The organism is Achromobacter sp. Marseille-Q0513 (assembly GCF_018195695.1).
Lineage (GTDB): Bacteria > Pseudomonadota > Gammaproteobacteria > Burkholderiales > Burkholderiaceae_B > Achromobacter.
Map to the genome: position 1 here is coordinate 1 of NZ_JAGTJY010000187.1, position 11,916 is coordinate 11,916.

Below are 11,916 nucleotides of genomic sequence, written 5' to 3' on the forward strand. Positions count from 1 at the left end.
GCGCAGCACCGTGCCCGTGATGCCGGGCGCGTCCAGCACCTGCCGTTCCAGTGAAACCACGCCCATCACGCTGACGCGCCGGTCGCCCTGGGCGTCCAGGTCCAGCGCTTGCTCCTCGTCGCAGGGCCGGACGGCCTGCGGCGCATAAATCCAATCGATGCTCTGGGCCACCAGCGTTTCGCTGCCGGCGGCCAGCGCCGCCGCGACCAGGTTGCGCGTGCCTTCGTCGCGGATGCGCGCATTGCGTCGCGCGGCCTCGCCGGCGCGGGCAGGGTCGCCCAGCAGCGACAGGTCGGTCAGCTGGTGCATGACATGGCGCGGCCGGATGTGGGCGAGCGTGGCCTGCAAGGCGGCCGCGTCGAACACGTCCACCACGACGGGCGTCGCGCCAGCGGCTTCGAGGGATGCGCAACGATCGGCGCTGCGGGTGGCGCCGTGCACCTCGTAGCCGGCCGCGCGCAGCAGGGGAATCAGCGCCGTGCCGATGGCGCCCGTGGCGCCCGCCAGGAAAATTCGGTCTTGCATTGCGATGGCTCCATTGGATCCGTTGTTCATGCTGGCAGAATAGGGCTACGATGGCTCAGTTGAAAGAGCCATATCTGTACAAGAATACTGGTCCATGAAAGCCCCTCCCCATACTCCGTTGCCGGATCTGGAACGTCTCCAGGGCGAGCCCTTGTACCGCCAGATCTACCGGCGCTTTCGCGATGCCATCGAACAGGGCCTGCTGGCGCCGGGCGACCGGGTGGCGTCGGCGCGCAGCCTGGCCAGCGAACTGGGCGTGGCGCGCGGCACGGTGGACCTGGCCTACAGCCAGCTCATGGGCGAGGGTTATTTCCTGGCCAGGGGCCAGGCCGGCACCGTGGTGTCGCCGCGCCTGCCGGCCGCGGCGCGGATGCCCCGCCGGCCGGCACAGGCCGCTGTGGCGGCGACGCCCGGCGCGGCGGCCATGCATGGCTTTGACGCCGCGCCGCCGCCGTTCCAGCTGGGCATGCCGGCGCTGGATGCCTTTCCGCGCAAGCAATGGCTGCGGCTGGCAGCCAGGAGGTTGCGCGCCCTGAATCCGGCCGACATGGCCTATGGCGATCCGGCCGGCTACTGGCCCTTGCGGCAGGCGATCGCGGCCTATCTGTCGGTCTCGCGCGGCGCGGCCTGCGAACCGGAGCAGGTCTTCGTCACGGCGGGCCATCGGGCCAGCCTGGCCTTGCTGGCGCGCGCGTTGCTGGCGCCCGGCGATCCGGTCTGGGTGGAAGAGCCGGGTTTCGCGCCGCCCTGCGAGGTCCTGGAGCGCCACGGCTGCCGTCTCGTGCCGGTGCCTGTGGATGGAGAAGGCCTGGTCGTGGAGGCCGGACGCCAACGGGCGCCGCGAGCGCGCATGGCGCTGGTCACGCCGTCGCACCAGGCGCCGCTGGGCGTCTCCATGAGCCTGGCCCGGCGCGCCGAGCTGCTGGGCTGGGCGGCGCAGGCCGGCGCCTGGGTGGTCGAGGACGACTACGATGGGGAATACCACTACGCGGGCCCGCCGCTGCCGGCGCTCAAGAGCCTGGACGCGCACGACCGGGTGATTTACACGGGCAGCTTCTCGAAGGTGCTTTATCCCGGGCTGGCGCTGGCCTACCTGGTGGCGCCCGCTACGCTGGTCCAGTCCTGCGGACAGGCTGCCGTTGCCTGGTCCAACGGCAGTCCCAAGCTGGTCCAGGCCATCGTCGCCGATTTCATGGCCGAAGGGCATTTTTCCCGTCATCTCAAGAAGATGCGCCAGTTGTACGGCCGCCGTCGGCGCCTGCTGGCGGCCGCGCTGCGGCAGGCCTTCGGCGAGGGGGCCGAGATCGAACTGGCGCAGGGCGGCATGCACCTCATCGTTCGGTTGCCAGGATATGGCGATGACGCCGAGCAGGCGCGGCGCGCCCAGGCGGCGGGCCTGAATGCCCAGCCCCTGTCGGCGCGCTATGCAGGAGACGCCGCGCGCCAGGGACTGTTGTTGGGATTCACGAATCTGGCGTCCGAGGATGAGACATTATTGCGTGTGCGTCAGTTAAAACGCGCGCTTGACGTATAAAGCGTGTAAAAGCCTAAAACCTCGCCGCAGAAGCGAACTCCTGAGACCCGCCCCGATGCCGCGCAAGTATGTGATCGGAATTGCCGTGTTGCTGGCCGCTGCGGGCGCCTTCCTGCCGATCGGCTTCGCACTGCAAATGTCGTGGTCGCGCGCGGTGGCGCTGGAGCAGCAGAGCCTGGACAACCAGGCGCAACGCATCCTCAAGTACACACAAGGCATGCTGGACCAGACGGTGGAAGTGCTGCGCCGGCTGAACGCCATGCGGATCGATCCCTGTTCGCCGCAGCATGTGCGGATGATGCAAACCTTGTCGTTGCAGGAACGTTCCATCGATGAGCTGGCCTACGTCGCCGACGGTCACGTGCGCTGCACCAGCTGGGGCATACCGGAAGACCAGGCGCGGCTTGAGCCGCCGCATATGTACCTGAAGAGCGGCGCCGCGCTGCGGCTGGACGCCGTGCCGGTGGTGAGTCCGGGCCTGCGCATGGTGGCGGTGCGCCACGGCGACTACAGCGCGCTGATCGAGCCCGGCCGGTTCACCCAGCTGACGCCGGCCGATGGCGTGCAGATGGCGCTGGTGCTGCCGGGCTCGGGCATGCTGGGCAGCCACAACCATCCCGACCTCATGCTGGTGGCGCAGGCGCTCAACGGCGGCAAGCTCGACGTGGAAGAGGACTACCTGAGCGCCGTCGCGCGCGGTGATGACATCGCCGTGGTCCTGCTCGAGCCCGCGAGCGAGGCCTTGAGTTCCCTGCGGCGCGAACGCAATCTCTGGCTGCCGATGGGCGGCATGACCGCGGTGGTCATGATCGGCCTGGTGTGCTGGCTGTCGCGCCGGCGCCTGTCGCTGGCGGGCGAGCTGGCCACCGCGGTCAGCCGGCGCGAGCTGGCGGTGCATTACCAGCCCATCATCGACCTGCGTTCGGGTCGCTGCGTGGGCGCCGAGGCACTGGTGCGCTGGCAACGGCCCGGCGGCAAGCAGATGCGGCCGGACGTGTTCATCGCCATCGCCGAGGAAAACGGCATCCTGCCGCGCATCACGGCCGAGGTGTTCCGGCTGGTGATCCGGGACATGGAGGAGCTGCTCGCCGTCGACCGCGGCGTGCATATCTCGGTCAACCTGGGCGCCAGCGACATGAAGGACGGCGAAGTGCTGCGGGTGCTCGAGCGCATGTTGCTGCACACATCCATCGAGCCGCGTCAGATCTGGCTCGAAGCCACCGAACGCGGTTTCATGGACGTGGACACGGCCGGTCCCGTCATCGCCGAGGCGCGCCGGCTGGGCCACGCCGTGGCCATCGACGACTTCGGCACGGGCTATTCCAGCCTGGCCTACCTGCAGCGCCTGCCGCTCGATTCGTTGAAGATCGACAAGACCTTCGTCGATGCCATCGGCACCGATTCGGCCACGCACAAGGTCACCGAGCACATCATCGGCATGGCCCGGTCGCTCAATCTGCTGACCGTGGCCGAAGGCATCGAGCGCCAGGACCAGGCCGACTATCTCAAGGCGCGCGAAGTCGATTTCGGCCAGGGCTGGCTCTATGGCAAGCCCATGCCGGCGGCCGAGTTCATCAAGTACTACCTGCGCAACGTGGAGAGCACGCCGCCGCCGCAGCGCATGCCGGGCGAAGGCGCGCCGCTGGCGGCCTGAGCCGGCCGCGTCCCGCTTGCGGGATGTCAAGGCGGGCGTCCCGCAACGGCGGGAGACTGCCTGGCCGGCCGTCGCGCCGGCCGTGCAAAGCCTGGAGCTTGAGTCAAAACCTTCTCCATTTCCCGCGATGCCGGCCGGATCGCCGCTGCTAGCATTTCCTGGACCATTGCGGAAATCCACGAACTCAAACGCTCCGCTGGCACATTTACCGATACACCGACTTTTATCTTGGGGCGGATTTTCCCGACGGCCGGCGGCCTGGTGCCAGCGGGAAAACCGGGGAAGCTATGAAAAACCTGAAATTGGGAACCCGCCTGGCCGGCGGTTTCTCCGTCTTGCTCGCCATGATCATCATCATGTGCGTGGTCGGCCTGCTGGGGCTGGCTGAAATCAACCGCTCGGTGGAAACCGTCACGCAGCGCTCGCTGGTCAAGGAACGGCTGGTCAACGACTGGGCTCGCAACATCCATTCCGGCGTGACCCGCACCACGGCGATCGCCAAGAGCGCAGACGCCAGCCTGGCGACTTTCTTCGCCGACGAGGCGGCCGCGTCCACGCGCAATTCCTCGCAGCTGCAGCAGCAGATCGAACCCTTGATCGAAAGCCCCGAGGAAAAGGAGCTGTGGGCCGGCATCGCCAAGGCGCGCCAAGCCTACCTGAGCACGCGCGACACCATCTTCAAGGCCAAGAAGGACGGCGACGTGGCCACCGCCGAGCGCGTGTTCGCCCAGGAATTCCTGCCGGCGACGCGGCAGTTCATCGAACTGATCTCGAAACTGTCCAGCGTGCAGCGCGCCGATATCGACGCCCGCGCCCAGGATATCCAGGGCGAATACGCCAGCGCCAATCTGTGGATGATCGTGATCGGCGCCATCGGCCTGCTCAGCGGGCTGCTGCTGGCGGTGCTGCTGACCCGCAGCATCACGCATCCACTGTCGGACGCGCTGGCCGTGGCGCGCACCGTGGCGGCCAATGACCTGACCAGCAACATCGCCGTGCGCTCGCGCGACGAGATCGGCCAGCTGATGCGGGCCTTGCAGACGATGAACGGCAACCTGGCCGCCACGGTCGCCCGGATCCGCGCCGGCGTGGACAACATCGCCTCCGCCTCGGGCCAGATCGCCGCGGGCAACACCGACCTGTCGTCGCGCACCGAGCAGCAGGCCGCGTCGCTGGAACAGACGGCGGCGTCCATGGAAGAGCTGTCCTCCACCGTCAAGCAGAACGCCGACAGCGCGCGCCAGGCCAACCAGCTGGCGGCGGCGGCGTCAGACACGGCGTCGCGCGGCGGCGCCACGGTGTCGGAAGTGGTGGGCGCCATGAGCGCGATCTCGGCCAGCTCGGTGAAGATCGCCGATATCGTGTCGGTGATCGACGGCATTGCCTTCCAGACCAACATCCTGGCGCTGAACGCGGCCGTGGAAGCGGCGCGCGCGGGCGAGCAGGGCAAGGGCTTCGCCGTGGTCGCCGCCGAGGTCCGCACGCTGGCGCAGCGCAGCGCGCAGGCGGCCAAGGAGATCAAGGGCCTGATCGAGGACACCGTCGGCAAGATCGGCCAGGGCTCGGACAGCGCCCAGCGCGCCGGCGCCACCATGCAGGACATCGTGGCCTCGGTGCAGCGCGTGACCGACATCATGGGCGAGATCGCCGCCGCCTCGGCCGAGCAGGCCGACGGCATCGAGCAGGTCAATCGCGCGGTGTCGCAGATGGACGAGGTCACGCAGCAGAACGCCGCGCTGGTGGAAGAGGCCGCCGCCGCGGCCGGTTCCATGCAGGACCAGGCCGCCGACCTGAAGCGCGCCGTCAGCGCCTTCCGCCTGCCGGGCGGCGGCCAGGTGGTGGATGTGGAGGGCGAGGCGTCCGCCGCGCTGCCGCAGGCTTCGGCCTTGCGGCTGGCCGCTACCTGAGCGGCAAGCGCCGGCGCTAGTCCGCCTTCGTCCCGGCCGGCCAGCGCAACACGAAGCGCGCGCCGCCCAGCGGGCTGGCGCAGGCTTCGATGCTGCCATTGTGGCTGGCCGCCACCCGCTTGACGATCGCCAGCCCCAGGCCCGCGCCGCCGGTGCCGCGGTCGCGGCTGTCGTCCAGGCGCATGAAGGGCTCGAAGATGCTTTCCCGTTCGGCGGCCGGGATGCCGGGCCCGTCGTCGTCGACGATGAGCTGGAAGCCGCTTTCGGGGCAGGCGGTGACCGAGACGTACACATGCCCGTCGGCATAGCGCACGGCGTTCTGCACCAGGTTCAGCAGCGCGCGGCTCATGTAGCGCGGATGCAGGTCGATGTGGTCCGGGTAGCCGTCCAGGATGTGGCATTGCACGTTGCGGGCCTCGGCCTGGAAGGCGACCAGCGCCAGCGCTTCCTTCAGCCAGTCGAGCGTGTCCACGGTCTCGAGCTTGACGGACTCCTCGGCGGGCCGCTCCAGGCGGGCGTAGACCAGCAGCTCGGCCACCATGCCCTGCAGTTCCTCGATGTCCGCGTGCATGTCCTGGATGATCAGGCCGCGCTTGGGCGCGGCCTCTTCGCGCGCCAGCAGGTCGAGCTCGAAGGACAGCCGCGCCAGCGGCGTGCGCAGTTCGTGGGAAACGGCGTTGGTCATGCTGCGCTGGTTCTCGATCAGCGCCGAGATTCGCGAGGCCATCTGATTGAAGGTTTCGCCGATGTGGCGGATGCCGGCGATGCGCGAGAGCCGCACGCGTATGCCCAGGTCGCCCTGGCCCATGCGCAGCGCGGCGTTGCGCAGCGCGTCCATGTCGCGCCAGACCGGCAGCGCCCATAGCAGCAGCAACGTGGCCGTCAGCAGCAGGCTCAGCACGATCCAGGCGCCCCAGGTCAGCGCCTTGTCCATCGGGTCATCGCCCGGCAGCTTCACTTCCAGCCATTGCCGGGGCTCGCCGGGCAGCGGCATGACGACGGTCTCGAAGTCGTCGCGCATCAGGAAGCCGGCGCTGTCGATCTGGCGGAATTCGTTCTCGGTGGGCTGGACCTGGGCGTCCGCCAGCAGCCGCAGTTCCAGGCCGTAGTGGGGCAGGACCTGCTGCAGCAGGAAGGTGGCGCGGTCGGCGGGGGCGACGGGGTCCAGGTCCTTGTGCAGCGCGTACACCTGGCCGCGCATGGTGCGCACGGCCAGGTCTTCGACCATGGGCTCGACCAGGTAGCCCAGGCCGCGGTTCACGATCTGGTACGCGACGGCGAAGCTGATGACGGCGACGACGAAGACGCGGAGGATGAATTTAAGCATCGGCGACGCGGAGCCGTGGGGGGCTCCGGAGTTGGGCGCATGGAGTGCGCCGCCGTATTTTATGTTGAATTCGCCCGCCGGCCAGGCGCGGGCCGCCCCGGCCAGCCGCGCGTGGCTAGGATCCCGTGGCGGCATCCTGGTCCGCGACCGGCTCCTCGAACAGATACCGCCGGCGCCGGTCGTGCGCCGTGCTCATGTCGTCGGCAACGAAGCTGGCCGCGTCCGCGCCGGGAATCCGTTGGTCGCGGAAGTAGACGGCCTCGTCCTGGCGCGCGTAGTCGGAGTCGGCCAGCACTTCGAATCTTGCCGGATCGGCTTGCGCAATCCGTTTTTCGCAGTGATAGACGTGGACGCCATCCGTCCAGAAGAACACGCCCATGAGCTTGACGGCGCGGGGCTTCACGCCGTGGAGGGGTTCGCCGTTGAGCCAGACTTGCTGTTCGTCGTCGCTGAGGATGGCATTCGGCAGGACGTGCGTGATTCGGAAGCGCGCCGGATCCGCGTCCTGCAGAATCCGCAGGACCGGATGGGAATGGATGCCGTCCATCTCGCGGCGCAGCAGGTAGACGCGCCTGTCGTCCGCGTACAGATCGTGGCCGACATGGCGCAACGTGGCGGCATCGGGCTGGCGCCGGACTGCCTGTCCGCGATGGAAGATCCGCCCGTTGTTGAGGCTCAGCGCGCCCAGGTCCGTCGTCATGCCGGGAAGCGCGCCCTCCAGGCGGAGCAGGCCCTGGGCCGCCTGGACATAGACGGATTCGCCATCTTCGAACAGGCTGTCTTTCAGATGGGCGAACGACTGGCCCAGCACCCGCGTGGGGCGCAGGTATTCGTAGTCGTAGGCCTTTTCCCACGTGGGGATGCCGCCCTGCGAGGCAATGCCGCCCAGGACGCGCTCGACATTGCCGGGGGTATTGCCGCCTAGCGGGTAGTTCGCCTCGTCCGGCACGTTCCCGCCATCGGGATAGTCCATGCATGCGACGGCCCACACGGTATCGCCGCAACGCAGTATCGGCTCGCCGTCGGAGCCGAACGGCCGCCAGCCTTGCATGGCGGTTCCGGGTTCAAGCGGCTGCACGGGCACGGCGCCCACCATGGGCCGGTGGTACCAGACCTGGCGTCCATCCGTGTAGAACGCCGAGTCCATGGCATTGGCGGGCGTGACCCGTCGGAAAGTCAGGGGGGCGGCGTCTTGCACCGGCGCGTCGCCAGGCCAGCGATACACGCGCTCGCCGTCGGTCCAGAAGCAGCTGTCGTAGCGGTGGGGCGCTTGCGGGCTGGCCTGCAGCGCGCCCAGCGCCAGCTGCTTCTTCAGGGCGCGGGCCAGGGGAGGGAACAGCGCGGCCATGAGCCTGCCCGGGTCGCCCAGGTTGTCCTGGCTGATCCAGTCGTCGAACCACGCGGGCGCGGCCGGCGCATGCGCCGGAGCGGGCAGGACGCGCGCGGACTTCTTGCCGATCTCGAGCCAGAGCAGATCGGCGCCGGCGTCGAACAGGCGGACGAGCGACGGTTGTCTTGCCGTGTAGGCGTCCGCCAATCCGCGCAGCAAGGCGCAGAGAAAAAGCGCGGACGCCAGGGCGCCGGCCTCGTCGCCATACTGGAAGCACGCTGCGAACCGGAGCGCATGCGCCTGCTCGTCGTGCTGGCAGTGCAGATGCCCATCTCCCCGTCCGAAACTGTCCACGCAGTAGCTCACCAGCGCATCGGCGACGCTGGGTTCCACGGGCGGGGCCTGCTCGGTGAGGCCTGGAGCGCCAAGGCTGACAGACGCCGGCCAGTCATCGAATGCCGCGACGGACTGCGGCGCGGACTTCAGCCATCGGCGCAACGCCGGGGCGCTGATGTCGATATCGGCCACGATGAAAAGCGGTTCAGCCATTGCTTCACGGTCCTCTGCGGATGAGCGGGTCGTCTGCCTGACGGTCTGGCACATGCTAGCAGGGGGTGTGGGTTGGGCAAGCGGCGCCAGGGCGGCAGATGGCGGCGATGCGCGAACCAAAGAAAAAGCCCCCTGACGAGTCAGGGGGCTTTCAAATACTGGCGGAGAGGGTGGGATTCGAACCCACGGTACGGGGATACCGTACGCCTGATTTCGAGTCGCGTATGCGGCAGGCGCAAAGGAAGTTTTCATAGGGGAAACGTCGCGCGATCATCGCCAGGAGTGCCCAGGATGCGCCCTGTCGGTCAACATTCCCCCCACCACTTCATGCCCGCTTTTTCTGTCCCATACGCGCTATCGCATCGGTTAGCCGTGACTGGTCCAGGTGGGCATATCGCTTTGTGCTGCGCGGGTCCTTGTGGCCGAGGATAGCACCGACCGTATACAGGTCAACATCGTTGTTGATCAGCTCGCTGGCCGTGCTGTGGCGTAGGTCGTGGAAATGGACGTGGCCCAATCCTACCTTCTCCCGGCTGATCCGTGCCCACTTCTGGATTGTGGATTTTGCGCACTGGATGGGCCAGCCAGCACGATACCGAGCTAGCTTCGGATGCATTGGCACGCGCCGGATCATGTCGCCATTCTTCGTGTCGTGGATGACGAACGAATCGCCCTCGATCTTGGCCTTCAGGATCTCCGACAGGCGCATTCCCGTGTAGAAGCCTACGACCATGGCAATCCGCGCTTCCTTGTTCCGACAGTGCCGGATCATCCCTAGCATCTCCCGGACCGTCACATAGACGTGGCGTTCATTGCGCACCGTGGGGACTTGCACGCGTGCCCCAGGGTCATGTTCGCCCTGGTTATGTTTCTTCCATGCCCATCGCCCAGCAGCGCGCAGCAGGGAGATTTCATACTTAATGCTCGCCGGGGCCTTCTGCTGCTTGGCGATCTCTGAACAGATCTCCGGCAGCTCATCTAGGAACCTGCCGGTGTAGTAGCCATAGAGCGACGAGAAGACCCGCATGACTTCCTTGTAGGTCTTTAGGTGCTTCTTGTCCGCCAAGTACAGTTCAATTGCCCGCTCTACCGTTGCCCGATCACGCGCAATGCCGGACGCGACTGCGTAGAGCCGTGCGGATTCCTTGCGGTCGAAGGCGTCGGCCTCGGTTCGAGTCCATGCTTTCGGAAGACGGCTACGAGCGCGGATTCTCTTACCTTCAATCGTGCGGTCGAATTCAAAGATGTACTGACCGCGTTTTGTGTCGCGATGGATCGACATGATTGCCTGTACTCCAGCAGATCAGTAAGTTCAAAAGAGATGCGCCGCCCTACCCGATAGCATGGTATCGGGCCATCAGGGGCAGCGAGATCATAGACATGCCGGGGGGATACCCCAAGGAGGCGGGCGGCCTCCAGCGCCGAGATCGGTTCTGATACGGGTTGTTCCATATCACCTCCAAAACAAAGCCCGCGCTAGGCGGCCTGTATCCAGTTCTTCTTTGTGGTTTCCAGCAGGTGCTGGATTGCGTCAGTCATATCAAGATCACGATGATTACAGCCGTCACGCAGATGGCCATCACAGCATCGCGGAAGGCTTCAGGCCAGTCCATCATTCCTCCTTGCGTGCGCCGATCTCCGCAGCAGCACGGACGATAACGCGGCGGGTGGCGGCATAGGGGGCGGCTATTTCTGCCTCCTCGAATTCTCGCAGGCCAGTAAGGGCATAAGCGAATCCGTTCATGTGCGCAATTCGGATGCAGAGCTTCACCGCCAGCCGCAGAGCGTCGCCGTCGCTGACCAGCGGGTTCCATAGAAACGAGGATCCCGTGTCGAGGCCGTCGAGTTCTTCACCCCCGTGTCCCTGGTAGCCCGTGGACCATGTTCCAACGATGCCGGCTGCCCGCGCCGCCAGCTCAAGCAATTCGCGGTCTGTCATGATTGCTCCATCCTCAAGTAATCGTCCACAACGCCGATTCGATCATCCCCGACATACGGTGCGACTATGTCGACATTGCGATCATTGCCCGCGAGGATCCACATAGCCCGTCGCGTCCACTACACCAGCGCATCCCGCTCGGCTCTGCTGATGCTCACGGTCTCCCCAAAGGGATGGCACGTAGTCTTGCGGGTGGCGATGGCTTCGAGTTCTTCGGGGGGTCATCTATTTCTCCTCGCGCTGCACATCAACGGACGCGATCAGCTGATGCGAAATCTGCGCGCCCATCGCGAACAGAATCCGCTGCTCCACAGTCTGGTGATCCGGCTGGATGCACTCTGTCCGCAGCTTGCCTTGGTTGTCGATGTAGACGAAGAGCGGCGAGTTAGCCCAGCCAGGGCCTGATGCGTACTCGGGCACAACAGCGACGATGTGCTCGCCGCGACTGAGCTGGATCTGCGGCTTGGGCTTTGTCATGACTGCTCCTTGTGCGCGCCCGGTTGCGCGGCCAGGGCGGCGCGCATATTGAAATCGGCCAGTGCCTCGCGGCACGCTTCGTCCGGCGTCTCGCCCTGGCCGCGCGCCAGCACCTTGCGGTCGGGGTGAGTCTCGACGGGATGCGAGCAAAGCCATGCCATCCAGCCGGTCTGCCGCGTGCGGGCCAGCTCGAAATAGGTGTGGTCGCTGGCTTCCATCAGCTCGGCATGCTTTGCGATCAGGTCGCGGGTCGCATCGCCAGCAGCGGGAGCGGCCAGGAAGTCAGCGGGCGCGATGCGCTGGAGCGACACGCCGTGCGTCACCAGGTCTTTGAACGCCTCGGCACTGGCCTGGGGCGCGGCAAAGAGCGGCCGCGTGTAGTGCTTGCCATAGAGGTCCGGCCGCGCGCGCTTCATGGCATCGCTGATCGGGTCGCCGTCCTCATTGACCCACGCCACCGGCTTCTGCGCCTCCCCGGCTACAGGGGCGCTCGCCAGGGCGGCGCGGGCGGCCGTACATAGCGCCTGGTAGTCCACTTTGTGTTGCTGGGCAAAGTAGTAGAGCGGTTCATAGTCCGCGATCCACGTTATCCGCTCATCGGCTACAGGGGCGCGCAGCCTGGACAGATGCTCTGCAAGGGCGCACGCGAAGTCAGCGGCGAGCGTGGATTCGAT

Annotated in this window: 10 protein-coding genes; 3 read left to right on the forward strand and 7 right to left on the reverse strand. The window is 66.8% G+C overall.

The window, feature by feature from the left end; genetic code table 11:
* Window positions 1-525 (reverse strand): NAD-dependent epimerase/dehydratase family protein (locus KDH83_RS25785; protein WP_212320871.1); only part of this gene is annotated, 525 nt, incomplete at its 3' end.
* Between the two features lie 94 nt (window positions 526-619).
* Here KDH83_RS25785 and KDH83_RS25790 point away from each other — a divergent pair.
* The 3 genes from KDH83_RS25790 (at window position 620) to KDH83_RS25800 (ending at window position 5,620) form a co-directional block, all read left to right on the forward strand.
* Window positions 620-2,059, forward strand: coding sequence for a PLP-dependent aminotransferase family protein (locus tag KDH83_RS25790; RefSeq protein ID WP_212320873.1), 1,440 nt, complete (start codon window positions 620-622; stop codon window positions 2,057-2,059).
* A gap of 85 nt (window positions 2,060-2,144) precedes the next feature.
* Window positions 2,145-3,713, forward strand: a complete 1,569-nt coding sequence (locus KDH83_RS25795; protein WP_212320875.1) for an EAL domain-containing protein — start codon at window positions 2,145-2,147, stop codon at window positions 3,711-3,713.
* Window positions 3,714-4,000: 287 nt separating this feature from the next.
* Window positions 4,001-5,620 (forward strand): methyl-accepting chemotaxis protein, encoded by a 1,620-nt coding sequence (locus tag KDH83_RS25800; protein WP_212320877.1) that lies wholly within the window; start codon window positions 4,001-4,003, stop codon window positions 5,618-5,620.
* Window positions 5,621-5,636: 16 nt separating this feature from the next.
* Here KDH83_RS25800 and KDH83_RS25805 read toward each other — a convergent pair whose 3' ends face one another.
* The 6 genes from KDH83_RS25805 to KDH83_RS25835 all read right to left on the reverse strand — a co-directional run.
* Window positions 5,637-6,947, reverse strand: a complete 1,311-nt coding sequence (locus KDH83_RS25805; protein WP_212320879.1) for an ATP-binding protein — start codon at window positions 6,945-6,947, stop codon at window positions 5,637-5,639.
* 115 nt (window positions 6,948-7,062) lie between these two features.
* Window positions 7,063-8,826, reverse strand: a complete 1,764-nt coding sequence (locus KDH83_RS25810; protein WP_212320881.1) for a DKNYY domain-containing protein — start codon at window positions 8,824-8,826, stop codon at window positions 7,063-7,065.
* A 325-nt stretch (window positions 8,827-9,151) separates the two neighbouring features.
* On the reverse strand, window positions 9,152-10,108 hold the full coding sequence (locus KDH83_RS25815) for an integrase (protein WP_249205358.1): 957 nt from the start codon (window positions 10,106-10,108) through the stop codon (window positions 9,152-9,154).
* Between the two features lie 330 nt (window positions 10,109-10,438).
* Window positions 10,439-10,765, reverse strand: a complete 327-nt coding sequence (locus KDH83_RS25825) for a hypothetical protein (protein WP_212320887.1) — start codon at window positions 10,763-10,765, stop codon at window positions 10,439-10,441.
* A gap of 225 nt (window positions 10,766-10,990) precedes the next feature.
* Window positions 10,991-11,242, reverse strand: coding sequence for a hypothetical protein (locus tag KDH83_RS25830; protein ID WP_212320889.1), 252 nt, complete (start codon window positions 11,240-11,242; stop codon window positions 10,991-10,993).
* On the reverse strand, window positions 11,239-11,916 hold a 678-nt coding region (locus KDH83_RS25835), incomplete at its 5' end, for a hypothetical protein (protein WP_212320898.1). The genes KDH83_RS25830 and KDH83_RS25835, both read right to left, overlap by 4 nt.

Bases quoted from the DNA above. Each gene is read 5' to 3' on its own strand.
- KDH83_RS25790 (WP_212320873.1), top strand. From the start codon at position 620: ATGAAAGCCCCTCCCCATACTCCGTTGCCGGATCTGGAACGTCTCCAG.
- KDH83_RS25800 (WP_212320877.1), top strand. From the start codon at position 4,001: ATGAAAAACCTGAAATTGGGAACCCGCCTGGCCGGCGGTTTCTCCGTC.
- KDH83_RS25805 (WP_212320879.1), bottom strand. From the start codon at position 6,947: ATGCTTAAATTCATCCTCCGCGTCTTCGTCGTCGCCGTCATCAGCTTC.
- KDH83_RS25810 (WP_212320881.1), bottom strand. From the start codon at position 8,826: ATGGCTGAACCGCTTTTCATCGTGGCCGATATCGACATCAGCGCCCCG.
- KDH83_RS25815 (WP_249205358.1), bottom strand. From the start codon at position 10,108: ATGTCGATCCATCGCGACACAAAACGCGGTCAGTACATCTTTGAATTC.
- KDH83_RS25825 (WP_212320887.1), bottom strand. From the start codon at position 10,765: ATGACAGACCGCGAATTGCTTGAGCTGGCGGCGCGGGCAGCCGGCATC.
- KDH83_RS25830 (WP_212320889.1), bottom strand. From the start codon at position 11,242: ATGACAAAGCCCAAGCCGCAGATCCAGCTCAGTCGCGGCGAGCACATC.